At 71.0% G+C, this 24,913-nt stretch carries 24 protein-coding genes; 14 read left to right on the top strand and 10 right to left on the bottom strand.

Features of this window, described 5'->3' with window-relative positions; all coding sequences use genetic code 11:
• Positions 1 to 10 precede the first annotated feature (10 nt).
• From EOD42_RS03845 to EOD42_RS03810, 8 genes are read left to right on the top strand one after another with little or no spacing between them, the layout of a single operon-like run.
• A complete protein-coding gene (locus EOD42_RS03845; protein ID WP_240654860.1) occupies positions 11 to 1,705 on the top strand; it encodes a shikimate kinase in 1,695 nt (564 codons plus the stop codon).
• The gene (locus EOD42_RS25805; RefSeq protein WP_164867766.1) at positions 1,702 to 2,115 is read left to right on the top strand and encodes an ATP-binding protein; all 414 of its coding nucleotides are present in this window, start codon (positions 1,702 to 1,704) and stop codon (positions 2,113 to 2,115) included. The genes EOD42_RS03845 and EOD42_RS25805 overlap by 4 nt, the downstream gene beginning before the upstream one ends.
• Positions 2,116 to 2,149: 34 nt before the next feature.
• The gene (locus EOD42_RS03835) at positions 2,150 to 2,473 is read left to right on the top strand and encodes an STAS domain-containing protein (RefSeq protein ID WP_127786054.1); all 324 of its coding nucleotides are present in this window, start codon (positions 2,150 to 2,152) and stop codon (positions 2,471 to 2,473) included.
• A 59-nt stretch (positions 2,474 to 2,532) separates the two neighbouring features.
• A complete protein-coding gene (locus EOD42_RS03830; protein ID WP_164867765.1) occupies positions 2,533 to 3,231 on the top strand; it encodes a CheR family methyltransferase in 699 nt (232 codons plus the stop codon).
• On the top strand, positions 3,224 to 4,210 hold the full coding sequence (locus tag EOD42_RS03825) for a chemotaxis protein CheW (protein ID WP_127786050.1): 987 nt from the start codon (positions 3,224 to 3,226) through the stop codon (positions 4,208 to 4,210). Before EOD42_RS03830 ends, EOD42_RS03825 begins: the two co-directional genes overlap by 8 nt.
• Positions 4,207 to 5,250, top strand: a complete 1,044-nt coding sequence (locus EOD42_RS03820; RefSeq protein WP_127786048.1) for a chemotaxis protein CheB — start codon at positions 4,207 to 4,209, stop codon at positions 5,248 to 5,250. The genes EOD42_RS03825 and EOD42_RS03820 overlap by 4 nt, the downstream gene beginning before the upstream one ends.
• A gap of 8 nt (positions 5,251 to 5,258) precedes the next feature.
• Complete coding sequence (locus EOD42_RS03815) at positions 5,259 to 5,867, top strand: response regulator (protein ID WP_206020227.1); 609 nt, start codon at positions 5,259 to 5,261, stop codon at positions 5,865 to 5,867.
• Positions 5,857 to 8,298: a chemotaxis protein CheA gene (locus EOD42_RS03810; RefSeq protein ID WP_127786046.1), complete on the top strand. Its 2,442-nt coding sequence runs from the start codon at positions 5,857 to 5,859 to the stop codon at positions 8,296 to 8,298. Before EOD42_RS03815 ends, EOD42_RS03810 begins: the two co-directional genes overlap by 11 nt.
• Here EOD42_RS03810 and EOD42_RS03805 read toward each other — a convergent pair.
• Positions 8,295 to 8,957, bottom strand: a complete 663-nt coding sequence (locus EOD42_RS03805) for a DUF4286 family protein (protein ID WP_127786044.1) — start codon at positions 8,955 to 8,957, stop codon at positions 8,295 to 8,297. The two genes, EOD42_RS03810 and EOD42_RS03805, sit on opposite strands and share 4 nt — an antisense overlap.
• 86 nt (positions 8,958 to 9,043) lie before the next feature.
• Here EOD42_RS03805 and EOD42_RS03800 point away from each other — a divergent pair, with 86 nt between their 5' ends.
• Together EOD42_RS03800 and EOD42_RS03795 are read left to right on the top strand one after the other, a co-directional pair.
• The gene (locus EOD42_RS03800) at positions 9,044 to 9,616 is read left to right on the top strand and encodes an amino acid synthesis family protein (protein WP_127786042.1); all 573 of its coding nucleotides are present in this window, start codon (positions 9,044 to 9,046) and stop codon (positions 9,614 to 9,616) included.
• Positions 9,613 to 10,809, top strand: a complete 1,197-nt coding sequence (locus EOD42_RS03795) for an amidohydrolase family protein (protein WP_127786040.1) — start codon at positions 9,613 to 9,615, stop codon at positions 10,807 to 10,809. Before EOD42_RS03800 ends, EOD42_RS03795 begins: the two co-directional genes overlap by 4 nt.
• Before the next feature lie 107 nt (positions 10,810 to 10,916).
• On the opposite strand, the gene EOD42_RS03790 is transcribed toward EOD42_RS03795, so the two are convergent.
• Positions 10,917 to 11,573, bottom strand: a complete 657-nt coding sequence (locus EOD42_RS03790) for a GntR family transcriptional regulator (RefSeq protein ID WP_164867764.1) — start codon at positions 11,571 to 11,573, stop codon at positions 10,917 to 10,919.
• Positions 11,574 to 11,776: 203 nt separating this feature from the next.
• Here EOD42_RS03790 and EOD42_RS03785 point away from each other — a divergent pair, with 203 nt between their 5' ends.
• Positions 11,777 to 12,745, top strand: a complete 969-nt coding sequence (locus EOD42_RS03785) for a Bug family tripartite tricarboxylate transporter substrate binding protein (protein WP_127786037.1) — start codon at positions 11,777 to 11,779, stop codon at positions 12,743 to 12,745.
• On the opposite strand, the gene EOD42_RS03780 is transcribed toward EOD42_RS03785, so the two are convergent.
• The 4 genes from EOD42_RS03780 to EOD42_RS03765 are packed head-to-tail and all read right to left on the bottom strand — an operon-like array spanning position 12,735 to position 18,228.
• The gene (locus EOD42_RS03780) at positions 12,735 to 13,574 is read right to left on the bottom strand and encodes an alpha/beta hydrolase family esterase (protein ID WP_127786035.1); all 840 of its coding nucleotides are present in this window, start codon (positions 13,572 to 13,574) and stop codon (positions 12,735 to 12,737) included. The two genes, EOD42_RS03785 and EOD42_RS03780, sit on opposite strands and share 11 nt — an antisense overlap.
• A 58-nt stretch (positions 13,575 to 13,632) precedes the next feature.
• Positions 13,633 to 15,186 carry a hydantoinase B/oxoprolinase family protein gene (locus EOD42_RS03775; RefSeq protein ID WP_127786033.1) on the bottom strand — a complete coding sequence of 518 codons (1,554 nt, stop codon included), beginning with the start codon at positions 15,184 to 15,186 and terminating at the stop codon, positions 13,633 to 13,635.
• Positions 15,183 to 17,231, bottom strand: coding sequence for a hydantoinase/oxoprolinase family protein (locus tag EOD42_RS03770; RefSeq protein WP_127786031.1), 2,049 nt, complete (start codon positions 17,229 to 17,231; stop codon positions 15,183 to 15,185). Before EOD42_RS03770 ends, EOD42_RS03775 begins: the two co-directional genes overlap by 4 nt.
• Before the next feature lie 40 nt (positions 17,232 to 17,271).
• Positions 17,272 to 18,228, bottom strand: coding sequence for a Bug family tripartite tricarboxylate transporter substrate binding protein (locus EOD42_RS03765; protein WP_164867763.1), 957 nt, complete (start codon positions 18,226 to 18,228; stop codon positions 17,272 to 17,274).
• A 143-nt stretch (positions 18,229 to 18,371) separates the two neighbouring features.
• Between EOD42_RS03765 and EOD42_RS03760 the strand changes: the two genes are divergently transcribed.
• Genes EOD42_RS03760 through EOD42_RS03750 form a run of 3 tightly spaced genes read left to right on the top strand, consistent with a single transcriptional unit; the run spans position 18,372 to position 21,573 of the window.
• Positions 18,372 to 19,133, top strand: coding sequence for an IclR family transcriptional regulator (locus tag EOD42_RS03760; RefSeq protein WP_164867762.1), 762 nt, complete (start codon positions 18,372 to 18,374; stop codon positions 19,131 to 19,133).
• Between the two features lie 35 nt (positions 19,134 to 19,168).
• On the top strand, positions 19,169 to 19,939 hold the full coding sequence (locus EOD42_RS03755) for an enoyl-CoA hydratase (protein ID WP_127786025.1): 771 nt from the start codon (positions 19,169 to 19,171) through the stop codon (positions 19,937 to 19,939).
• Complete coding sequence (locus tag EOD42_RS03750) at positions 19,939 to 21,573, top strand: acyl-CoA synthetase (RefSeq protein ID WP_127786023.1); 1,635 nt, start codon at positions 19,939 to 19,941, stop codon at positions 21,571 to 21,573. Before EOD42_RS03755 ends, EOD42_RS03750 begins: the two co-directional genes overlap by 1 nt.
• A gap of 124 nt (positions 21,574 to 21,697) precedes the next feature.
• Here EOD42_RS03750 and EOD42_RS03745 read toward each other — a convergent pair whose 3' ends face one another.
• From EOD42_RS03745 to EOD42_RS03735, 4 genes are read right to left on the bottom strand one after another with little or no spacing between them, the layout of a single operon-like run.
• Positions 21,698 to 22,507 carry an undecaprenyl-diphosphate phosphatase gene (locus EOD42_RS03745; protein ID WP_127786021.1) on the bottom strand — a complete coding sequence of 270 codons (810 nt, stop codon included), beginning with the start codon at positions 22,505 to 22,507 and terminating at the stop codon, positions 21,698 to 21,700.
• A 28-nt stretch (positions 22,508 to 22,535) separates the two neighbouring features.
• Positions 22,536 to 23,249: a LutC/YkgG family protein gene (locus tag EOD42_RS03740; RefSeq protein WP_127786019.1), complete on the bottom strand. Its 714-nt coding sequence runs from the start codon at positions 23,247 to 23,249 to the stop codon at positions 22,536 to 22,538.
• Complete coding sequence (locus EOD42_RS25800; protein ID WP_164867761.1) at positions 23,239 to 23,400, bottom strand: hypothetical protein; 162 nt, start codon at positions 23,398 to 23,400, stop codon at positions 23,239 to 23,241. Before EOD42_RS25800 ends, EOD42_RS03740 begins: the two co-directional genes overlap by 11 nt.
• Before the next feature lie 3 nt (positions 23,401 to 23,403).
• A complete protein-coding gene (locus EOD42_RS03735; RefSeq protein ID WP_456307939.1) occupies positions 23,404 to 24,831 on the bottom strand; it encodes a LutB/LldF family L-lactate oxidation iron-sulfur protein in 1,428 nt (475 codons plus the stop codon).
• Positions 24,832 to 24,913: the final 82 nt, after the last annotated feature.

The following is a 24,913-nucleotide window of genomic DNA, read 5'->3' as shown; positions in this document are numbered from 1 at the left end:
CCGGGGTGCCGTGTCACGCAACCTGGCGCAGCAGGAAACGCCCCTGCCATCAAAAGAGGATACCGCGTCCGGGCGGAAATCCATCGTCCTCATCGGCATGCCCGGTGCGGGCAAGACCTCCATTGGCCGCCGCCTGGCGGCGAAGCTGGGTCTGCCCTTCCGTGATGCCGACCATGAGATCGAATCCGCCGCCGGCATCCCGATCACGGAGATCTTCGCCAAATACGGAGAGCCGCATTTCCGCGACGGCGAACGCCGGGTGATCACGCGCCTGCTGGCCGAGGGGCCGCTGGTGCTGGCCACCGGCGGCGGCGCCTTCGCCGATGCCGCGACCCGCGCCGCGATCAAGGAAGCCCCGGATGCGGTCTCCCTCTGGCTGCGCTGCCCGCTTCCGGTGCTGCAGCGGCGCGTGGCCGGGCGTGAGCACCGCCCCATGTTCGTCAACCAGGACCCGGCCGAGGTGCTGGCGCGCCTGGCCGCCGCCCGCCACCCCATCTTCGCCGAGGCCGACCTGATCGTGGACTGCACCGATGAGCACCCGGACGCCACCACCCGCCGGGTGGAACAGGCGCTGGCCACCCACCGCGCGCCCGCGAAGCTGCATGTCCCGCTCGGCCGGCACGGCTATGACATCCTGACCGGCCCGGGCCTGCTGGCGCGCGCCGGCGGGCTGCTGGCGGATGTGCTGCCCTCGAAGAAGGCCATCATCGTCACCGACCAGAATGTCGCGGGCGTCTGGGGCCCCAGCCTGCGCCTGGGCCTGGAGGATGCGGGCTTCTCCATCCTGACCGAATGCGTGGTCGCCCCCGGTGAGGGCGCGAAGTCCATGGCCGTCTGGCAGGGGGTGGTGGAAGCCATCCTGGCCGCCCGCCCGGACCGCCGCACGGCGGTGTTCGCGCTGGGCGGCGGCGTCGTGGGGGACCTGGCGGGCTTCGCCGCGGCCTCCGTGCTGCGCGGCCTGCCCTTCGTGCAATGCCCGACCTCGCTGCTGGCCCAGGTGGACAGCTCGGTGGGCGGCAAGACCGGCATCAACACCGCCCAGGGCAAGAACCTGCTGGGCGCCTTCCACCAGCCGCGCGCCGTGCTGGCCGATACCTCGACGCTGACGACCCTGCCGGTGCGTGAGCTGCGCGCGGGCTGGGGCGAGGTGGCCAAGCACGGGCTGCTGCAGGGCCCGTTGTGGGATTGGTGCGAGGCGCATGGCGCCGCCGCCCTGGCCGGCGACCCCGCCGCGCTGACCCACGCCGTGCTGGAAAGCTGCAAGCTGAAATCCGCCGTCGTCACGGCCGACGAGTTCGAGGAAGCCCCCGAAGGCGGCCGCGCGCTGCTGAACCTGGGCCATACCTTCGCCCATGCCCTTGAGGCCGAGTGCGGCTATGACGGCAGCCTGCTGCATGGCGAGGCGGTGGGCGTGGGCCTCGGCCTGGCCGCGATGCTGTCGGCGCGCCTGGGCCACGGGGCGCAGGAATGGCCCGGCCGCGTGGTCGAACACATTGCCGCGATGGGCGGCCCCGCCCGCATCCGCGACCTGCCGCGCGGCTTCTCGATCGACCGGCTGATCGGGCGCATGCGGTCCGACAAGAAGGCGCGCGACGGCGCGCTGCGTTTCATCCTGATGCGCGGCGCGGGGGATGTGTTCACTGCCGACGGCGTGGCGGAGGAAACCGTCCGCCAGATCCTGGCCGAGGAGGGCTGCGCCCCGTGACAGCGACCCTCAGCCTCCATCTGCCGCCCACCACCGACAGCGTGACCGCCCTGCTGGAGGCGCTGGAAGCCTTCACCGACGAGCATGAGCTGCCCATCAAGGCGGCCTCCCGCCTCATGCTGCTGGCGGAGGAACTGGCGGCGAATGTCGTGATGCACGGCACGGGCGCCACCTTCTTCCAGGCCGATCTGGCGCTGGAGGGCGGGGTGCTGCGCTTCTCCCTCACCGACGACGGCCCGGCCTTCGACCCTCTCGCCGCCGATGAAGCGGACACCGAGGCGGCGCTGGAGGACCGCGAGGTGGGCGGGCTGGGCGTCCACTTCGTTCGCAAACTGGCAAGCAGCGCGGCCTATAGCCGGCAGGGCGATAAAAACCACCTCGCCCTGACCCTGGATGCGGCGGCGGAATAAGCTAGACTTACACACACAAGGATCGGGACCGACCATGCAGATCACGATGTCCTCCGCCGCCGGGCTGCAGGTGGCGAAGCTGGAAGGGCGGCTCGACACCGCCACCGCCCCCCAGGCCGAAACCACGCTGCTGCCCGCCATCGCGGCGCCCGGCCTGGTGCTGGACCTGACGGCGGTGCGCTATGTTTCCTCCGCCGGGCTGCGCCTGCTGCTGAAGCTGGCCAAGGAAGCCAAGGGCAAGGGCGCGAAGTTCGCGCTGGCCGGGCTGCAGCCGGCCGTGCGTGAGGTGTTCGAGATCTCGGGCTTCGACAAGATCATCCCGGCTTTCGCCACGCTCGACGAAGCGACCGCGGGCTGAGTTCGCGCGGCCGCGCCCTGGCCGGGCTTTCCGCCCTGGCCGGGCTGGCCCCCAGCCCGGTGCTGGAGGCGCGGCTGGACCGCGCCGCCCCGTTGCTGCGGCAACTCGCGCCGGACCCCAGCCTGGATGATGCCGGCTGGGCGGCGCTGCTCGATGCCACCACGGTGCAGGAAACCAGCCTGTTCCGCTCACCGGGGCAGCTGGCGGCGCTGGAGGCCGCCCTGCCGCCCCTGCTGCTGGCCGCGCGCGCGGCCGGCCGCCCCTTTGCCCTGCTTTCCGCCGGCTGCGCGACGGGTGAGGAAGCCTATACCCTGGCTGCCATCGCCCAGCATGCGGCCATGCTGCACGCCCCCGGCACCGCCATCCGGGTTCTGGGCCTGGACATCAGCCGCATCGCCCTGAACGACGCCGAGACCGGCGAGATCGGGCTGCGCATGGGCCAGCCCCTGGCCCAGGTGCCCGACGCCTATCGCCCCTGGTTCCGCGGCGCCGGAGAGGTGCCGCGCCTGCACCCGGCCCTGCGGGATTGCCTGGCCTTCCGCCGCGCCAGCCTGACGGACCTGCCGGATGATCTGGGTTGTTTCGACGTGGCGCTTTGCCGCAATGTCCTGATCTACATGACCGAGGCAGCGAAGCGGACGGTGCTGGAGGGCCTCGCGCGGCATGTTCTGCCCGGCGGGTTGCTGGCGCTCGGCCCCACGGACCGCGCGGGGGCGCCGTTCGTGCCGCTGGCCCATGGGCTGTACCGCCATGGCTGAATCGACCTGCCTGCTGCGCCCGCCGCTGCTGCGCCGCCTGCCGGGCGGGGGGCTGATGGGCTTTCACGCCAGCCAGGCCTGGCCCGTGATCGACCCTGAGGGCGTGGCCGAACGCCCCGGCACCCGCTGGCATTTCGACGGCGAGACCCTGCTGGCCGAACCCGGCCCCGAGCGCCCGCAGCATGAGCGCGCGCGCCGGGACCTGCTGCCCAGCCTGCCCCTCGCCCCCGCCCGCCGGGTGCGGGAAGGCACCACCCCCGGCATGCGCCTGCTGCGGCAGGGGGCGTCCGCGCTGGTCATCCCGCGTGCGCGCCTGCGCCGCATCGTTCCGATGCCGGAGCTGCGCCCGCTGCCCTTCGCGCCGGCCGGGGTGGCGGGGCTGGCCGCCGTGCCCGGCGGCGCCGCGCTGGTGCTGACCGCGCCGGCGGAACAGCCCCTGCTGGCGCTGGTCGAACTGGATGGCGGTCTGTTCGGCCTGCCCGTCACGGATGCGGCGCCCGATGCCGATGAGGGCTCGCTGGACAGCATTCCGGAGGAAGCGCGCCCCCTGGCGCCCCGCGCCCGCCAGCCCGCGCTGACCCCGCCCCAGCCCAGCCAGCCGCTGCTGCTGTGGCGCGTCGGCGCCGAACGCTTCGCCCTGCCGGCGCTGGAGGTGGAGGCCGTGCTGCCCCCGCAGCCGCTGGCCCGCACCCCGGGCGGTGAGACCGTGCACGCAGCCGTCGCCCATCGCGGCCAGGTGCTGCCGGTGCTGGACGCGGGTGAGGCGCTGTCCCTGCCGCCTGTGCTCGGCCAGGCCGAATTGCCCCTGCTGCGGCTGATGGGGCCCGTCGCCGTCGCGGTGTCGGCCATCGAGGGGCTGCGCCAAGTGCGCGAAGCCGACATCACCCCCGGCACCGGCGCGCCGATCCTGGCCAGCGCCTTCGTGGACGGCGCGCCGGTGCCCGTGCTCTCTCCCGCCTGGCTGGCGCGCGGCGCATGAGCACCGCGCCCATCAGGGTCATGGTGGTGGACGACAGCGCCTTCATGCGCCTGGCCCTGCGCCGCATCATCGAGGCCGACGGCGACCTGCGCGTGGTGGGTGAGGCCCCGGATGGCGCGGCCGCGCTGGAACAGATGACGCGGTTGCAGCCCGACGTGATCGCCATGGACATCGAGATGCCGGGCCTGGACGGGCTGGAGGCCACGCGCCGCATCATGGCCGCGCCCAGCCCGCCGGCGGTGGTGATGGTCAGCCACCATACCTCCGAGGGCTCCGCCATGGCGCTGGCCGCCATGCGCGCCGGCGCGACGGATTGGGTCAGCAAGGAAACCGGGCTGGGCGGGCTGGACCTGGGCCATCTGGACCGCGAGCTGCGCGGGCGCCTGCGCCATTGGGGTGCCGCGCATCAGGCACGCCGCGCGGCCGCCCCGCCGGTGCCGGGCGCGGAGCCGCCGCCGCGCGGTGCCGCGGAAATCGTGGTGGTCGGTGCCTCCACCGGCGGGCCCGATGCGCTGGGGGAATTGCTGTCCGCCATGGGCCGGCCGCCGCTGCCGGTGGTGGTGGCCCAGCACATGCCCGCCGGCATGGCGCCCGACCTGGCCCGTGCCCTGTCGCGGCAGAGCGGCATCGCGGTCTCCGTCGCGGCCGATGGGCTGCGCCTGGCGGAAGGCCAGGTGGTGCTGATCCCGGGCGGCGAGGACGGCGCCCTGGTCCGCCGCAGCGACGGCTTCTGGCTGCGGCTTTCCGCGCGATCCAGCGCGGCGCATCCCTCGGTGGATGTGCTGTTCGCCTCGGCCGCCATCGCCGCGCGCGGGGGCATCGCCGTGGTGCTGACCGGCATGGGCCAGGACGGTGCCCAGGGCGCGGCCGGCCTGGCGCGGCGCGGCTTCGCCCTGCTGGCGCAGAGCGCGGCCAGCTGCGTGGTGCCCGGCATGCCCGGCGCCCTGCTGGCCGTGGCCCCGGATGCCGAGACCGGCACCCCCACCGAGCTCGGCCGGCGGATCAACACCCTGGCGGCCGTGCCCGCCCCCGGTCCATGATGCCCGGCATGGACGAGGAACTGCTCGCCGCGCTGATGGAGGAATGGGGCACCGCCTGCGCCCGGCTCGCCGCCGGGGACGAAGGCGCGCGCGTGACGTTGCGCGGCCTCGCGGAGGCAGCGGGGCTTGCCTATGACGACGCGCTCTCGGCCGAGGAACTGGCCGCCCTGCCGCAGTCGCTGAACGGCCCGGCCTCCGGCGGCGGTCCCATGGGCGTGCTGATCGTGGATGACAGCCCCACTATGCGCCGCCTGATGCGGGAGATCATCGCCGCCGAACCCGCCCTGCGCCTGCTGGGCGAGGCCGAGGACGGCGAGGCCGCCCTGACCGCCATGGCCGGGCTGAAGCCCGACCTGACCTTCCTGGACATCGAGATGCCGCGGCTGGATGGCTTGGGCGTGCTGCGCCGCTGGGCGCTGACCGGCCCCGGAGAGGTCCTGGTCGTGTCATCCGCCGCGCAGCCGGGCAGCGAGGTGGCGTTGCAGGCGCTGCGGCTGGGTGCCGCCGGCGTGGTGGCCAAGCCGTCGGGCGCCATCAGCCTGGACATGGCCGAGCGGCGCGGCCACGCCGTGCTGGACGCCGCACGGCGCGTGCTGGGGTTGCCCGATGCCGCTTGATCCCGGCCTGCGCGCCGAATTCGCCGCCGAGAGCGAGGAGCATCTCGACACCATCGAGGCCACGCTGTCGCGCGGCGGCACCGACCGGCCGACGGTGGACGCGCTGTTCCGCGCCTTCCATTCGCTGAAGGGCATGAGCGACGCGGTGGGCGCCGGCGGCATGAAGGCGTTGGCGCACCGGGCCGAGGATGCGCTGGGTGCCGCCCGCAAGGGGGAGCTGGCGCTGGATGCCGCCGCCCTGCCGCTGCTGGCCGCCGCCGATGCGCTGCGCGCCGCCCGCGCCGCCCTGCTGAACCGCGATGAGGACCTGCCCGCGCCGCAGCCGGTGCTGGATGCGCTGGCCGCCCTGCTGGGCGCGCCCGCCCCCCTCGCCGCGAAACCTGCCGCGCCGGCTCCGGCCGCCCCGCGGGGCGATCCGCTGAAGGCCAGCCTGCTGGGCCTGCTACTGGAATCGGCGCCCCGCCTGGCGGCGGGCGAGGCGGACCCCGACCTGGCCTTCGCCGCGCGTGAGGTCGGGCTGCCCCGCCTGGCCCGTGCCCTGGAAGGGCCCATGGACCTGCCGGCCATCGGCCGGCTGTGGGCGATGCTGGCCCTGCTGGCCGAACAGGCGGGCGAGCCGCTGCCCGCACTGCCCCAGCCCGCCTTGCCGCCCGCGCCGGTGCTGCAATGGCTGGCCGCCGCGCCGGATGACATGGCCCGCGCGCGCGACGCGGCCGACGCCGCCCATGCGCTGGGCGACGCGGCCGCCGAGACCGCCCTGCGCCGCGTGCAGGACCTCGCCTTCCGCGCCGCCGATGCCGATGCGCGCGCCATGCTGGATGCCGGGCGCCCCGCCCTGGCGGCCGCGCTGGCGACCGGCACGCTCGGCGCGCTGGACGCGCTGGCCACGCCTGGCCTGGCGGTGGATACGCGGCTGCCGCCGGATTTCGCGGCCAGCCTGTCGGCCGATGCCGCGCGGCGCACCTTGCTGGCGCTCGATTCCGGCCAGCGCCTGTGGCGCGTGCGCGCCGTGACGGGCGGCGCGGCCGAGGACGAGGCCGCGCTGGAGTTCTGGCTGCGCGGCGCCGGTGAGGTGCTGGGCAGCATGGCCGTGCCCGGTGCCGCCACGCCGCAGCTGGACCTTCTGCTGGCGTCGGCCGCCGAGGAGGAGGCGCTGCGTGCCGCCCTGACCCTGGCGGACCCTGAGGCGCGGCATGTGCTGTCCCTGCAGCCGGCGGCCCTGCCGCCGCCCGAGCCCGCGACCCCCGCCAGCCTGCACCCCACCCTGCGCGTGCGGCAGGAGGTGGTGGACAACATCATCACCCTGGCCGCCGAGGTGCGCGCGGCCGCCGCCGCGCTGTCGGAAGTGCTGAAGGACCCCTCCGGCCCCGCCGCGCATGCCACGCTGGCCGCGCTGGAATACCGGCTCGAGGGCGAACCCGCCCGGCAGATCGCCAATGCCTCCGCGCAGCTGAGGCGGCTGCGCAACCGCGTCAGCTCCACCGAATCGCGCATGACGCTGTCCATGCGGCAGCTGGATGAGGCGGTGCTGGAACTGCGCGTGGTGCCGCTCGGCACCCTGTTCCAGCGCCTGCCGCGCGCGGTGCGCGCCGTGGCCGAGGGCGCGGGCAAGCCCGTGCGGCTGGAAATGTCGGGTGAGGATGTGCGCATCGACCGCAGCCTGATCGAGATGCTGGCCGACCCGCTGCTGCACCTGGTGCGCAATGCGGTGGACCATGGCGTGGAGCCCCCCGGCCAGCGCGGCACCAAGCCCGAGGAAGCGGTGCTGAGCGTCTCTGCCCAGCGCCTGCCGGGCCAGGTGCGCATCGTGATCGCCGATGACGGGCGCGGCATCGACGCCGCCGCCGTGCGCCGCACCGCCGAGGCGCGCGGCCTGATCCCGCCCGGCACCGCCCTGTCCGAGGCCGCGACCCATGCGCTGCTGCTGCGCCCGGGCTTCTCCACCAAGGCGGAGGTGACGGAGGTTTCGGGCCGTGGCGTGGGGCTCGATGTGGTGCATGACGCGGTGCGCCGGGCGGGCGGGCACATGGCGATCGGCAGCCGCCCGGGTGAGGGAACCTCCTTCACCCTGACCCTGCCGGTGAGTGCCGCCATCCAGCCCGTGCTGCTGGTGGAGGCGGGCGGTCATGCCTATGGCCTGCCGGCCGGGCGCGTGGTCGAGGTGCTTCCGCCGGGCGCCGAGGCGGAAGGCCTGTCGCTGGTCACGCTGGAAGCCGCGCTGGGCCTGCCGGAGGCCCCGCCGGGCGGCACGGTGGTGCTGGACCGCCCCGCCGGGCGGCTGGGCCTGACGGTGGAGCGGGTGGCCCAGCGCACCGATCTGCTGCTGCGGCCCTTGCATCCGTCTCTGGCGGCGCTGCCGGCGCTGTCGGCCGTGGGCATGCTGGGCACCGGCGAGCCGGTGCTGGTGCTGGAGCCCGACGGGCTGGGTTAGGCGACGCGCCCCGTCTGGCGCGGGCCGTGCTGCTCGAACACCTTGTAGGTGCCCTTGAACCAGGGCTCGGCGGCCAGCTTCGCGCGCCAGGGGGTGTTGCGCGCCTTCTCCCGCGCGGGTGAGGTCATGGCATCCATGCTGCCCAGGTAATGCAGCGCCAGCCGGTTGAACGGCACCGGGTCGGCCACCGTGATGGCGAAGCGGCGCACCATCCACCAATCCGGGCTTTCCATCAGCAGGGGCACATGGTCCTGCTCATACCAGGCGTCGAACTCGGCCAGCCGGTCCTCGGGCACGTTGAAGAACACGGAATAGAGCAGGGGGGCCATCAGCGCCTTGCCGCCCAGATCGGGCTTGCGCTGCACCGACATCTCGCGGGCGAGATAGCGGGTGAAGCCCGACACATTCGCCAGCATGTCCTTCGTCAGCGCGCTCGGCTGGTTCTTCACCACATCATAGGCCGGGGTAGTCAGCGCCGAGAGGTCCGTCATCTCATACACCGCCAGGAAGCCGCCATCGACGCCATAGCGCTGCCCGCTGAGGAAGCCCGGCACGGCCATGCGCAGGGGGATGTGTTCCTCGTCATACCAGGCGTGGAACGCGTCCTCACGGCCCGGCGGGGGCGTCATTTCGGAGAACAGGATGCCGGTGCCTTGCATGCGCGCCACTCCATGGTTGCGGTGTTCTTGTATGACGATATGATAAGATCACCGAAACACGCAACGCAGCCTGCAAAGGAAATTCCATGGCCCTCGAGATCCGCCGCTGGATGACCACCGTCGAGAACCGCATCGCGCCGGGCGGTGAGGCGCCGCTGCGCAAGGTGGCGGCCATCGCGGTGGTGAAGAACCCCGCCGCGGGCCGGTATGTCGAGGACCTGTCCCAGATGACCGCCGACAGCGAGGCCGTGGGCGAGCTGCTGGCCAGGATCGCCGTGGAGGCCATGGGCGGCCTGCCGATCGAGAGCTACGGCAAGGGCGGCGTCGTCGGCATCGCCGGCGAGCAGGAACACGCCAACGCCATGCTGACCACCACCTTCGCCGAGCCGATGCGCCTGGCGGTCGGCGGTGCCATGGCCTGGATCCCGTCCTTCACCAAGCTGGCCGGCCCTGGCGTGCTGATCGACGTGCCGCTGGCGCATAAGGACGCGCTGTATGTGCGCAGCCATTATGACGGCGTCTCCGTCACCCTGCCGCCCGACACCCCCGCCCCGGATGAGGTCGCGCTGATCGTCGTGCTGGCCAATCGCGGCCGTATCGGTGCCCGCGTCGGTGGCCTGAAGGCCAGCGAGATCGGGGGCAAGGACGGCCTGCGTTGAGGACCGCCATCGTCAACCTGGGCGGCATCGTCACGGGCGACATCAACGCCCCCACCGCCCCGGGTGACGCCATCCTGCTGGAGGACGGCGTCATCACCGCGGTGGGCAGCGTCACGCCTTCGCAGATCGAGGCCGCCGATGTGGTGGTGGATGCCGCCGGCACCATCGCCATGCCGGGGCTGATCGACAGCCACGTCCACATCACCTTCGGCGACTATACCCCGCGCCAGAAGGTGGTGGGCTTCCTGGAAAGCTACCTGCATGGCGGCGTGACCAGCTCCATCACCGCCTCCGAGGTGCATGTGCCCGGCCGCCCGAAGGACCCGGCGGGGGTGAAGGCGCTGGCTTTGGCCGCGCGCGCGTGTTTCCTGAACTACCGCCCCGGCGGGATGCGGGTGCATGCCGGCTCCATCATCCTGGAGCCCGGCCTGACCGAGGCCGATATCGCGGAGCTGGCGGCGGCCGGGCTGTGGCTGGCCAAGGCCGGTTTCGGCGCCTTCGAGACGCCCTATGGCTATGCCGAACCCATGGGCTGGGCCCGCAAGCACGGCATGGTCACCACCATGCACACGGGCGGCTCCTCCATCCCAGGCTCCTCGGGCATCTGGGCCGAACACGTTCTTGCCGCCAACGCCCATGTCTCCTTCCACGTGAATGGCGGCCCCGTCGCCATGCCTGAGGAAGGCTTCGCCCGGTTGGTGAATGAGAGCGATGTCGCGATGCAGATCTGCACCGCGGGCAATCTGCGCACCGCCTTGAAGACCTGGAAGCTGCTGGACGAGGCGGGGCAGCCCGAGCGCCTCCTGATCGCCACCGACACGCCGACCGGCAGCGGCATCATGCCGCTCGGCATGCTCTACACCATCAGCCACCTGGCCAGCCTGGCCGGGATGGACCCCACCCGCGCCATTGCGGCCGCGACCGGCAACAATGCCCGCACCTACCGCCTCAACAGCGGATTCCTGCAGGTGGGCAAGGACGCGGATGTGGTGCTGATCGACGCCTGCGCCGGCGGCGCCTGCGACAACGCCCTGACGGCGCTGAGCAACGGCGACGTGCCGGCGGTGGCGGCGGTGTTCACCGATGCGGTGCCGCGCTTCGTCGGGCGCAGCCGGAACACTCCGGCGGCGATCCGCAATGTGCGGGTGGCACAGTGCAGGCTGCCGATGGACTTCTCCGGGGCGGCGCATTGAAGCAGTGATCTTCTTTTCCTGAAGAAAAAGAAGCAAAAGGACTTTTCGAGCCTGGTGTGGTGCCGTTCAGCGCGGGCGCCACACCCAGTTTCCAGAAAAGAACAGAATCACCCCAGCACCGCGGCCCGCGCCTCATCCACATGCCGCGCCGCGGCCTCGGCGGCCTTGTCCTTGTCCCCGGCCTCGATCGCCGCGCACAGCTGCTCCATCTCTCGCAGGCTGTGCGGCGCGCGGCCGGGGCGTGACATGCTGGCCCGGCGCAGCGCGCTGATGCGCGCCAGCATGCGGCCGCCCACGGCGCGGATTTCGCTGTTGCCGGCGCCCCGGAACAGGGTCTCGTAGAAGTCGGCCATGGATTCCACCATGCCGCCCAGATGGGTCGTCTCCACCGCCGTGCGGAAGGCCTCGATCGCGGCGCGCAGCTGCTTCAGCTCGGTCTTGCCGGCGCGCTCCATGAACAGCCGGACGGCCGCGGGCTCCAGCATGCGCCGGAATTCGTAGATGTCGCGCGCCTGCTCGGCCGAGATGGCCGCGACCACCGGCCCGCGCCGAGGCTCCACCCGGATCAGCTGCTCGGATTCCAGCTGGCGCAGCACCTCCCGCACGGAGGTGCGGCTGATGGCCATGCGCTCGCACAGCTCGCGCTCGATCAGCCGGTCGCCGGGGTTGTAGACGCCGTCGACGATGGCGGCGCGCAGGCGGCGCAGCGCCTCGTCCCGCACCAGGTTCGGCCCCTCGGAGACGCGCAGGTCGAACTTGTTCATCTCATCTCTTTCCATCACGGCTGCCGCGTAATGCGGCACGCGGGCCCTGTCGACAGGCAGCGAGGCCCCGCGCGCTTATTTCGCGTGCAAGCCGTTTGTTGACAGGGACCGGTCCGCCTGTCCAGATTATCGTATTGTATGACAGTAGTATCAGAAACCGCATTCCGCGAAACCGCGCCGCCGCGCCCGTTGGAGAACCAGCGATGAGCCTGACCCGCCGCCAGGGCCTGTCCCTGCTTGCCTCGCCCCTCTTGGCCACCCCCGCGCTGGCGCAGAGCTTCCCCGCGCGCGCCGTGACCATCATCGTGCCGCTCGGCCCCGGCAGCGCGTCCGACATCATGGCCCGCGCCCTGGGCCAGGCCCTGCAGCAGGCCTGGGGCCAGCCTGTGGTGGTGGACAACCGCCCGGGCGCCATCGGCACGCTGGGCGCGGCACAGGTCGCCCGCGCGGCGCCCGACGGCTACACGCTGCTGCTGGCGCCCCCGCCCAGCTACATCACGCCCATGTTCATGCCGAACGCCGGCTATGACCCGGCGAAGGACCTGAAGCCGATCTCGCTGCTGGCCTATTACCCGCTGGTGCTGACCGTGAACCCGGCCATCCCGGCGACCAACATGCGGGAGTTCATCGCCTGGGCGAAGGCGAACCCCGGCGCCACCTACGGCTCGCCCGGCCCCGGCTCTCCGCTGCACCTCATCACCGCGCTGCTGGCGAAGCAGGAGGGGCTGGACCTCGTCCAGGTATCCTACCGCACCCCGGCCCAGGGCATGACGGACACCATCGCGGGCATCCTGCGCTTCTATCCTGGCCCGACGCTGGAGGTGCTGCCCAACATCCAGGCAGGCCGCCTGCGCGCGCTGGCCACCTTCGACCCGCGCCGTTCCGCGGCACTCCCCGACGTGCCCACGGCCGCCGAGCAGGGCTATCCCGCGATCTCCGGTTCCATCTGGTCCATGCTGATGGCCCCCGCCGGCACGCCGGACGCCATCATGGCCCGCCTGGCGGAAGCCGCCACCACGGCCGCCCTGGCGCCTGCCTTCCGGGAGCGCATGACCCAGCAGGGCGCCGAGGTGGTCGGCCTGGGCCAGGCCGAAAGCGCGCGATACCTGGCCGCCGAGGATGCCCGCTGGCGCCCGCTGGTGCGGGAGCTGGGCATCACCGTCACCGACTAGGCAGCGCCCGGAAGAAGTTCCAGATCATGGCGGTCGTGCCCCGCGGCCAGCCATGTTCCTCCTGGTTCAGGCTGACCAGGCGCACGGCGCAGCCATCGTAGTTCTCGATGGTCGCGTCGCCCTCGGTCTCCACGGCACGGGCATCGGTGCAGCCGTCGGCGCGGCGCCAGTACTCCAGCGCCTGCCGCACCGGCAGGAAGGGCTGGGTCTGGAACCGCGCCACGCGCGGGTTGGGGCTGACGCCGCCCTCATACGGCACGGCGGTGTCGCGCCGGCCATGGATCATCATCATGGGCACCGGGGCCTGGGCTGGCGCCTCGTCGCCGAACATGCCGCCGGCCACCACCGCCACCCCGGCCAGGCGCCGGCCCTCGGCGATGGCGATGCGGTGGGCCAGCATGCCGCCGTTGGAAAAGCCCACCACGAAGATGCGTGACTGATCGACCTGCGCCGCGCCGACCGCGTCAGCGATCACCTGATTGATGAAGGCGATGTCGTCCACGCGCTGGCCCTGGGCCTCACCGCAGCAGCCGCTGGCGTTCCAGGTGCCGGCACCGGGCATGCGGCCCGTGCCGTTGGGCACGGCCAGGATGAAGCCCTGTTCCCGCGCCGTGTCGGCCCAGCGCTGCATCATGAAGCTGGCTGACCCGCCGCCGCCATGCAGGGCGACCACCAGCGGCGCGGGCCCCAGACCCCGCCGCGCATCCAGCAGAAGGTAGTTGCGGCCGGAGGCGAGAACCCTCTCGGCGGGGGCCGGCGGCGTCATCGCGCAGGCCGAAAGCGTGGCGGCCAGCAAAAGTGCCGTGGCCGCCTTGCGCAGGATGTTCATGGGCGTCGCCTATCCTCTGGGCACCAGAGGATAAACGCCGCTCACGCGCTGGGTTGCATCAATCCGGCGTGCCCATGCCGCCGCCGCCCGGCATTTCCACCACCAGCCGGTCGCCGGCCGGGATCACCTGCATGCCCTTGGGCCGCAGATCCGGCCCGCTGCCCAGACGCACCACGCCGTTCGCGCCATCCGCACCGCCGTTGCGGCCGCGCGCGGGGTATTTCACGCGCTCGAAGGTGGCGAAGATCGCGAAGGGCTCATTATGGCGGTGGCTGACCTCCATGATCTGCCCGTCGCCGCCGCGCCACTTGCCCGCACCGCCCGAACCGTCGCGCAGCGCCTTCTTCCACACCACAAGCGGGGCCACGGTTTCCGTGACCTCGACCGGCACGTTCTTCACGCCGGAGGGGAAAGGCGTGGCCGACAGGCCGTGCTGGTTCGGGCGCGCGCCCGCGCCGCCCGAATGGAACATCACCACCATGAAGGGGTTCTCGGTGGGGCCGGTCAGGCCGGAACCCGCGCCCAGCTTCAGGTTCCACAGGTTGGACGTGCCCTCGGCCGGCACGCGGCCGGGCAGGGCCTGGTCCAGCGCGCCGTAGACCACGTCGGGCAGCATGTGGCCGATGGTGCTGCGGGCGTTCACGGCAGCCGGGAACATCGCGTTCACGATGGTGCCTTCCGGCGCCGTCACCTTGATGACTTCCAGGCTGCCGTAGTTGTTCGGCACCTCCGGCCCCACGATGCAGCGCACGCCGAAGGCGGTGTAGGCATCGGTGTAGCAATAGGGGCAGTTGATGCCGAAGCCGCTCTGGCCCGAGCTTCCGGCGTAATCCACCTCGATATGGTCGTCATGCACCGTCAGCTTGGCGTGCAGGTCGATCGGCGCCTCCATGCCGTCGATGCGCATGTGGCTGGACCAGCTGCCCTTGGGCAGCTTCGCGATCTCGGCCTGCATCGCGGCCCGGCTGCGGGTGATGATGTGCTCACCCAGCATTTCGAGGTCGTCGAGGTTGTTCTCGGTCAGCATGTCGGACAGGCGGCGTTCGCCCGTCTCGTTGCAGGCCATCAGCGCGTAGATGTCGCCTTCGACCTGCACCGGCTCACGCACATTGGCGCGCACCAGGTCCATGATCCATTCATCCACCACGCCCTGGCGGGCGACGGGCATGATCGGCAGGCGCAGCCCTTCCTGATAGACCTGCTTGGCGTCCGACGACATGCCGATGCCGCCGATATCGACGACATGCACGGTGCAGGAAAACAGGCCGACCAGCTTGCCCTTATGGAAGGCGGGCGAGGTGACGACGATGTCGTACAGATGCCCCGTGCCCATCCAGGGGTCGTTGGTGAAATAGTGGTCGCCCGGCTTCATCGTCTCGGCCGGGATGCGGTCGAGGAAGAACTTCACGCTGCGCGCCATCGAGTTGATGTGCCCCGGCGTGCCGGTCACGGCCTGGGCCAGCATGCGGCCCTGCACGTCGAACACGCCGGCCGAAATGTCGCCGGCCTCGCGCGCGCTGGTGGAGAAGGCGGTGCGGACCAGGGTGCGGCCCTGTTCCTCGACCACGGAAAGCAGGCGGTTCCACATCACCTGCAGGCGGATGTCGTTCATGGCGTGGTCTCCAGCAGGCTCTGTTCCAGCAGAATCTGGCCCGCGGCGTTGATCGTGCCCGTCCAGCCGAAGGGCACCACGGTGGTGGTCTCGTCCTCGATGATCAGGGCGGGGCCGGGCACCTGGGTCCCGGCGGGCAGGCTGTCGCGCGGCTGCACGGCGGCATCGCGGGTGATGCCGTCCGCCGGGTCGGTCAGCGGGCGAAGCGCGATGGGGGCGGGGGCCGCGAGGGCCGGCACCGCCACGACCTTGTCGGGGTCGGCCACCGGCTCGCTCAGCGACAGCGCCCAGGTCATCACCTCGGCCTGCAGGCCGGGGATGGCGCGGCCGAACACGCCGCGATAGCTCTCGACGAAGGCGGCATACAGGCTTTCGGCGGTGGCGCCGGGCGTGACCGTCACGCTGATCTCGTGGCCCTGGCCGCGATAGCGCATGAAGGCGGTGCGGGTTTCCACCAGCTCACCCTTCGGGCCGGCCTGGCGCACCACCGCCTCGGCCTCGGCGCGCATGTCCTCGAACATCGCGTCCAGCACGGCGGCATCCAGCGTCGCGATGCGCATGTAGCGCGTGCGCACCACCTCGAACCCGATCGGCGCCGCGAGGAAGCCATAGGCAGACCCCACGCCCGCACCCTTGGGCACCAGCACGCGCCGGATGCCGAGCTTCTGCGCCAGACGCGCGGCGTGCAGCGGGGCCGCGCCGCCGAAGGCGATCATGGTGCGGCCCGCGGTGTCCTCGCCGTTTTCCACGGCATGGACGCGCGCGGCGCTCGCCATCGTCTCGTCCACGATTTCGGCGATGCCGACCGCGCCATCTGAACCCAGCGGCGCCATGGCGGCGGCCGCCTTGTCCTCATGCAGCGCGAGCCGCCCGCCCGCGAAGCGCGCGGGGTCCAGCCGGCCCAGCAGCAGGTCGGCGTCGGTCACGGTGGGGTCGGTGCCGCCCAGCCCGTAGCAGGCCGGGCCGGGGACGGAGGAAGCGGAATCCGGACCCACCTGGATGCGGCCCAGCGCGTCGCGCCGGGCGATGGAACCACCGCCCGCGCCGATCTCCACCAGCTCGATGACGGGGATGCGGATGGGCAGGCCGCTGCCCTGCACGAAGCGATAGGCGCGCGCGACCTCGAAGCTGCGGGCCATGTGGAACCGGCCCTTCTCGATCAGGGTCAGCTTCGCGGTGGTGCCGCCCATGTCGAAGGCGAGAACCTTCTCCAGCTCATTCTGCGCGGCGACCTGGCGGGCCAGGATGGCGCCGCCGGCGGGACCGCTCTCAACGAGGCGCACGGGGTAGAGCCGCGCGGCCTCCACCGTGCACAACCCGCCCGAGGACATCATCATCAACACCGGAGACGCCACCCCGAAGGCCGCGAGCCCCTGCTGCAGCCGCGCCAGGTAGGTATCCATCAGCGGGCGGACATAGGCGTTGGCGATGGTGGTGCTGGCGCGGTCGTATTCGCGCACTTCCGGGCACACGTCGCAGGACAGCGAGATGGAAACGCCCGGCAGCTTCGCCGCCAGGATCTCACCGGCGCGGCGCTCATGCGCGTCATTGGTGAAGGCGTGCAGGAAGCAGACGGCCACCGCCTCGATGCGGTTGGCCTTCAGGGTTTCCACGATGCCGTCGAAGGCGGCCTCGTCCATCGGGATCAGCACCTCGCCGTCGGCGGCGATACGCTCGGGCACTTCAAGGCGCAGCGGACGCGCGACCAGCGGGGCCGGGCGCTCCATGTAGATGTCGTACTGCGCGAAGCGGTGCTCATAGGCGATTTCGACGCTGTCGCGGAAACCCTCGGTCGTGATCAGCGCGGTGCGGGCACCCTTGCGCTCGATCAGGGCGTTGGTGGCCAGCGTCGTGCCGTGCAGCACCAGCTCCACCGCGGCGGGCGAGACACCGGCCTTGGCCAGCAGCTGCTCGGTGCCGTCCAGCACCGCCTTTTCCGGGGCGGCGGGGGTGGTCAGCAGCTTGTGCGAATGGGTGCCGGATGGGGTTTCCAGCACCAGGTCGGTGAAGGTGCCGCCGATATCGACGGCCAAGCGGGTGCGCATGCGGTGTCTCGCTAGTTCTGTAGAGAGAGAAGGAGGAAGGTCAGTCGCCGATCCGGATGTTGCCGGTGGTCACCACGCGGCCCCAGGTCACGCTGTCCTGGCGAAGGAAGTCGAGGTAGGCGGCGCGTCCCATCGTGGCGGGGTGCAGCCCGGCCTCGTCGAAGCGGCGATGGGTGGCGGGCTCGGCCATGACCTTGGCGATGGCGGCGTTCAGCTGGTCCAGAATGGCATCCGGCGTGCCGGCGGGCGCGGCCAGCCCGTACCAGTTCTCACTGACATAGCCGGGCACGGCCTCGGCCACGGCGGGGGCGTCGGGCAGCAGCGGCCAGCGTTCGGGCGAGGTCACGGCCATGGCGCGCGCCTGGCCGTTGTTGACGATGCCGAGCGTCGCGGGGTCCCCGTAATAGACATCGACGATGCCGGCCGCGAGGTCGTTCAGCGCGGGGCCGGTGCCGCGATAGGGCACGTGCTCGATCGAGACGCGGGCCATCTGGTTGAACAGCTCACCGGTCAGGTGCTGGCTTGTTCCAGGCCCGCCGCTGGCGTAGCGCAGCCCGCCCTGGCGGGCGAGGGCGAGGAATTCCGGCAGGGTATGCGCGGGCAGGGTGTTCCGCACCGCCATGATGAAGGGCATGCGCACCAGGCGGGTGATGTGCCCCAGGTTCAGCGCATCATAGGGCAGGCGGCGCAGGTGCGGCCCGGCCGTGATGGTGCCGGCGCCGTCCAGCGACAGGGTGTAGCCGTCGGGGGCGGCACGCGACATCGCCTCCACCCCGATCACACCGCCCGCCCCGCCGCGGTTTTCCACCACAACGGTCTGGCCCAGCTCATGCCCCAGGGGTTCCGCCAGCAGGCGGGCGGTCAGGTCCACGCCGCCGCCGGGCGGAAACGGGACGATCATGCGGATGGGACGGTTCGGCCAGGATTGCGCGCGGGCCATTCCGGGCGCCGACAGGAACGGGGCGGCAAGCGCCGCGCGGCGGGTGAGGCTGATCATCGGTTGATTTTCCCTCGGAGGAACGGCACACAGGCATAATGGAACGATGTTCCAGCCTAGACAACCTGCCAATGGGAGAAAACGGAACGGTGCCACCAGATGATGCCTTCCCGGCGCGCACATCATCCGGCCAGAATGATCGCATGAGCGACATCAGCCAGAATCAATCGCTTCAGCGCGGCCTCGCCATATTGGCCGAGCTGTCGGAGGCCGCCCCCCTGGGCGTGCGGGACCTGGCGCGCCGTTCCGGCCTGGCGCCGGCCATCGCCCAGCGCCTGATCAACACGATGGCGCATGAGGGCTGGCTGGAACAGGAGGAAGCCAGCCGCCGTTACCGGCTGGGCCCCAAACTGATGGCCATCGCGGCCCGGCTGGACGTGCGCGACCGCATGACCGAGGCCGCCGCCAAGGCCTTCGCCCCCATGGCGGCGCGGGGGTTCAATTCCTATCTGGGCGCCCTGCGCGGGGAACGCGCGCTGTACATGGTCACGCTGCAGTCCAACGGCCCCATCGGCATCCGCTCCGCCCCCGGCGACCTGGGCTGGCTGCATTCCACCGCCATGGGCAAATGCCTGCTGGCCGGCATGTCCGATGAGGCGGCGCTGGCCCTGCTGGGCCCCGGCCCGTTGCACCCCGTCACGGCCGACACGCTGACCGACCCGGCGGAGGTGGTGGCCCAGCTGCCCGGCATCCGCGCCCAGGGCTATGCCATGATCCAGGGCGAGAACCTGCCGGGCGTGACCAGCATCGGCGCGCCGGTGAAGGATGCGGCGGGCACCACGGTGGCGGCCATTTCCGTCGCCTGGATCCCGGCGGCCGCGCCCGGCCAATCCGTGCAGGAAGCCACCGACGCCGTGCTGGCGGCGGCGCGCGCCATATCGGGGGCTATCGGCGGCGAGGGCTGATCGCTCTATCCTCCGTTCAACGGAGGAAAACGATCATGACCCTGCTGCGCGAGGAGCGCCGGCCGGACGGCGTGGCGCTCATCACCCTGGACCGCCCGGCCCAGCGCAACGCGCTGTCGCTGGAGATGCTTCAGGCCCTGTCCGCCGCGCTGGCCCGCGCACAGGACGCCCGCGCCGTCGTGCTGCTGGCCGAAGGCCCGGCCTTCTGCGCCGGGCATGACCTGCGCGAACTGACCGCCGCCCGCGCGGAGCCCGATGGCGGGCGCGGCTTCTTCACCCGCACCATGGCGGCCTGTTCCGCCGCGATGCGCGCGGTGGTGGAACACCCCGTGCCGGTCATCGCCGCCGTGGAAGGCATCGCCACCGCCGCGGGCTGCCAGCTGGTGGCCAGCTGCGACCTGGCCGTGGCCACCCCCGCCGCGAAGTTCTGCACGCCCGGCGTGGATATCGGCCTGTTCTGTTCCACCCCTGCCGTCGCCCTTTCCCGCAATGCGGGGCGCAAGCAGGCCATGGAGATGCTGCTGACCGGCCGGCTGGTCCCCGCCGAGGAAGCCGCCGCCCTGGGGTTGGTCAACCGCGTGGTGCCCGATGCCCGCGCCGCCGCGCTGGAACTGGCCGCGGGCATCGCCGCGCGCGGCGAAACCACCATCCGCATGGGCAAGGCGGGCTTCCTGGCGCAGGAGGGGCGGTCGTTGCAGGAAGCCTATGACATCGCGTCGGCCGTCATGGTAGAAAACCTGATGGCCGCAGATGCCAGGGAAGGGATCGACGCCTTCCTGAATAAACGTCCAGGGAAAAAACAGTGATGGATCTCCATCCGCATCCTCGGAAATTCGAGGACGGGCTGGGCCAAATGCCCGCCAACCATCAGGCGCTGACGCCGCTGCATTTCATGGAGCGCGCGGCGTCCGTGCATCCGAAGCGGTTGGCCGTGGTGCATGGAACCATCAGGCGTAACTATGCCGAACTGCGCGACCGCTGCGTGAGGCTGGCCGATGCGCTGTCTCAGTTGGGGCTCGGCCGCGGGGACACCGTCGCCGCCCTGCTGCCCAACATTCCGGAGATGCTGGAGGCCCATTACGGCGTGCCCATGGCCGGCTGCGTGCTGAACGCCATCAACACGCGGCTCGATGCCGACACCATCGCCTATATCCTGGACCACGGAGAGGCACGGGCCATCCTGGTGGACCGGGAACTGGTGCCCCTGCTGCGCCAGGCGCTGGAACACACCGCCCGCCGCCCCACCATCATCGAGGTGAACGACCACACCGCCCCCAGCGAGGAAACGCTTGGCGGCGTGGATTACGAGGATTTCCTGCGGCGCGGCGATGCGCATTTCGCCTGGACGCCCCCGGCCGACGAATGGGACGCGATCACCCTCAACTACACCTCCGGCACCACGGGCCGGCCGAAGGGTGTCGTCTATCACCATCGCGGCGCGCATCTGCTGGCGATCGGCAATGTGCTGTCGGGGGATATTCCCCGCCACCCGTCCTATCTCTGGACGCTGCCGATGTTCCACTGCAACGGCTGGTGCTTCCCCTGGACCATCACCGCGCTGGCCGGCACCCATGTGTGCCTGCGCGCCGTGCGCGGGCCGCTGATGTGGCAGCTGATGGCCGAGCACGCCGTGACCCACATGTGCGGCGCGCCCATCGTGATGTCCACGCTGCTGGCCACCCCCGCCGAGGAGAAACGCGACCTGGGCCGTGAGGTCAGCTTCGTCGTGGCCGGCGCACCCCCGCCAGAGGCCGTGCTGGCCGCCATGCGCCAGGCGGGCTTCGGCGTGGTGCATGTCTATGGGCTGACGGAATGCTACGGCCCCTCGGTGGTGAATGAGTGGCACGCCGAATGGCGCGCCCTGCCTGGCCCCGACCAGGCCGCGCTGATGGCCCGCCAGGGCGTGCGCTATCACGCGCTGGAAGGGCTGGAGGTGCTGGACCCCGAAACCCTCGCCCCCGTGCCCGCCGACGGCGAGACGATGGGCGAGGTGATGATGCGCGGCAACGTCGTGATGAAGGGCTATCTGAAGGACGAGGCCGCCACGACCAAGGCCTTCGAGGGCGGCTGGTTCCACACCGGAGACCTCGCGGTGCGCCACCCCGGCGGCTACATCCAGCTGAAGGACCGCAGCAAGGACATCATCATCTCGGGCGGCGAGAACATCAGCAGCATCGAGGTGGAGGATGCGCTGTACAAGCATCCGGCGGTGGCCGTGGCGGCGGTGGTGGCCCAGCCGGACGACAAATGGGGCGAAGTTCCCTGCGCTTTCGTGGAACTGAAGGCGGGGGCCGAGGCATCGGACATGGAGCTGATCGCCCATGTCCGCACCGTGATCGCGCATTTCAAGGCGCCGAAACGGGTGATCTTCCAGGAAGTGCCCAAGACCAGCACGGGCAAGATCCAGAAGCATGTGCTGCGAAAGCAGATAAGGGGATAGGAGTATCGTTCTTTTTTGTAAAAAAGAACCAAAAAACTTTTGAGAGTTTGGGGTGCATCACTTCCAGGGATGCGCTCCACAACTCGAAAAGTCTTTTTGCTTCTTTTTCTTCAGAAAAAGAAGATTATCCCACCACGCTCAGCGCGATCAGCATCAGCACACCCAGCACGATCCGGTACCAGCCGAAGGGTGTGAACCCCACGCGGCCGATAAAGCCTACGGCCGCGCGCACCACCAGCAGCGCCACCACGAAGGCCACCACGAAGCCGATGATCACCAGGCCGAAGCCGTCCATCGAGATCTCGTCCCGCGCCTTCAGCAGGCTGTAGGCGGTGGCGGCCAGCATGGTGGGGATGGCCAGGATGAAGCTGAATTCGGCCGCCGTCTTGCGGTCTACGCGCAGCAGCAGGGCGGTGATGATGGTGGCGCCGGAGCGCGAGGTGCCCGGGATCATCGCCAGCGACTGGCCGAGGCCGATGATGACGGCGGCCAGCGGGCCGATCTGCGGCACGGAATGGATCTCGGGCTCGGGCATCTTGCGCTCGATCGCGATGATGGCGATGCCGCCCAGGATCAGCATGACGCTGACCACCCAGGGGTTGAACAGCAGCCGCGTGATGGGCCCATGCAGGGTCGCGCCCAGCACCATGGCCGGCAGGAAGGCCAGGATGATGTTGGTGGCGTAGAAGCGCTCGGCCGTGTTGGGGCGCGCCATGCCGGTCACGATGCCCCACAGCTTGCCCCAGTACAGCACCACCACCGCCAGGATGGCACCCAGCTGGATGCCGATCTCGAACACCTTGCCGGGCGGCCCCTCGAAGCCGATCACATGACCCAGCAGGATCAGGTGGCCGGTGGAGGAGATCGGGAGGAACTCGGTCAGCCCCTCGACCAGGCCCATGAGGATGGCGGAGGCAATGGCGGTGATGTCCATGGCCTGCGGTGTAGAACGGTCTGGCGGTTCAGGCCAGCGCGTCAGGGATGGCGGCCGGGTCGTCGTCCACGATGATCACATGCAGGTTACGCGGGCCATGGGCGCCGAGCTCCAGCGTCTGCTCGATGTCCGCGCTGCGAGAGGGGCCGGTGACCAGCATGACGTTGCGCGGCATGAAGCCGCCGGTCAGCGCATCCTGGTTGGTCGCGCGCAGCTTCGCCCAGGCTTCCTCATAGGCGCCCACGATGTCGCTGGCGCGCAGCACCACCATGGCGGCATCGGGCAGCAGGTTCAGGCTGGTCGGGCGCTCGGGGGCGCTGGGCAGCATCAGCGTGCCGGTCTCCGCGATGCCGGCGAAGCCGTGCTGCAGGCTGGCCTGGTCGCTGCCCTGGCCGCGCCGCGCCTCGAAGGAGAGCATCGGGAAGCGGTCCCACGGCATGGCCGCCAGCATCGGGTGCGGCGCCATGGCGAAGCGCGCCGGCAGGTTCTGTGCGGCCAGATAGTCCGCCACGGCGGCGGGCACGGAATCGGCATCGGGCACGCGCGCGGCGGTGGCGAATTCCTTTTCCAGATTGGCGATGAACAGCGCCACCTGCTGCGGCCGCGGCAGGCGTGAACGCGCGGGGATGATGTGCGTGGGGTGCGCCATCAGCCGCGAGTCCAGCATCGCCTTCTGGTCGGCCGGCAGCGGGCCGCGCTTCAGCCCGCGGCGGATGGAATTCAGGATTGTGTCACGGCTCATGCGCGGGGGCCTTGGGTTTCATCGCGGCCTCGGCGCGTTTCAGCGCGTCCTCGATGCGGTTCAGTTTCGCCTCGATCTCGGAAGGGGGCTGCTCGCCGGCCAGCAGCCATTGCAGCGTGGTCTGGTATCGGGCTTTCGGCGGTTCGGACATCGCTCATGTCTTGCCGCGCTGGCGCCGGGCGTATTGCGCCATGAAGGTGCCGCCCTCGGGCACCGGCAGGTCGCGCCCCGCGGTCCAGCCGCCGGCGAAGGGCAGGGACTGGAAGGCACCCCGCCCGCGCCCCAGCAGCTTCAGCGTGCGCGCCCCCAGCCTGGTGGCCAGCCGATAGGCCGCCGGCCGCTTGGCGAACCACGCCCAGAAGCCCAGCGCGCGGCGCGCAACCGGGGGTGTCAGGTGGCGCTCGAACTCGCGTTCCCGCCAATGCCGCATCAGGGATGGCAGCGGGATCTTCACCGGGCAGACGCTCTCGCACCGGCCGCAGAAGGTGCTGGCATTGGGCAGGTGGCCCGCCTTGTCCACGCCCTTCAGCGTGGGGGTCAGCACGCTGCCCATCGGCCCCGGATACACCCAGCCATAGGCATGCCCGCCGATCGCGCCATAGACCGGGCAGTGGTTCATGCAGGCGGCGCAGCGGATGCAGCGCAGCATGTCCTGGAACTCGGTGCCCAGCATGCCCGACCGGCCGTTGTCGATCAGCACCACATGGTATTCCTCGGGCCCGTCCAGATCGGGTTCGCGGCGGTGCCCGGTCGAGAAGGTGGTGTAGACCGACAGGTCCTGGCCGGTGGCGCTGCGCGCCAGCAGGCGGATGAAGGTGCAGGCATCCTCCAGCGTCGGGACCATCTTCTCGATGCTGGCCAGCACGATGTGGACGCGCGGCAGCGTCTGCGTCAGGTCGCCATTGCCCTCATTCGTGACGATGACGCTGGTGCCGGTTTCCGCGATCAGGAAGTTGGCGCCGGTGATGCCGACATCGGCGGTCAGGAACTTGTTGCGCAGCCGCGCGCGGGCCTCGGTCAGGATGTCCCGGCGTTCGTGGAATTCGCGGTCGGCCGGCAACTCGGTATGCGCGCGGCGGAAACTGTCCTCCCAATCCTCCCGGTTCAGGTGGAAGGCGGGGGCGATGATGTGGCTCGGCGGCTCATCGCGCACCTGCAGGATGTACTCGCCGAGGTCGGTCTCCACCGGCTCCATGCCATGCGCTTCGAGATGGGCGTTGATGCCCAGCTCCTCGCTGATCATGGACTTGCCCTTGGTGACGGTGCGCGCCCCGGCATCCTGGCAGATCTTGAGCACGGCGGCTCGCGCATCGTCGGCGGTCGGGCACCAGTGCACCACGCCGCCCGCGCGCTCCACATTGTCGGCATAGCGTTCCAGGTAGAAATCCAGATGCGCCAGCGTGTGGTTCTTGATGTCCCGCGCCACGTCGCGCAGCGCCTCGAATTCCGGCAGCCCGGCCACGGCGGCGGCCCGTTTGGCCTGGAAACCGTCGCGGAAGCGCGTCAGCGCCTTCTGCAATGGGGCATCGGCCAGGGCGGCGGATGCTCGTTCCTTGAACTGCGGCGAATGCACTTGCATCATGGCAGAGTAGCGCCCTGTCGACAGGTGCGACAGGGGTTGTTGCCCAAGGGGTTGTTGCAACGCCATGGCGCTTGGGCTTACC

Origin of the sequence: Rhodovarius crocodyli (assembly GCF_004005855.1) — a bacterium.
In the GTDB taxonomy this organism is placed as follows: Bacteria; Pseudomonadota; Alphaproteobacteria; order Acetobacterales; family Acetobacteraceae; genus Rhodovarius; species Rhodovarius crocodyli.
This window is presented reverse-complemented; position numbering and strand designations above follow the sequence as displayed.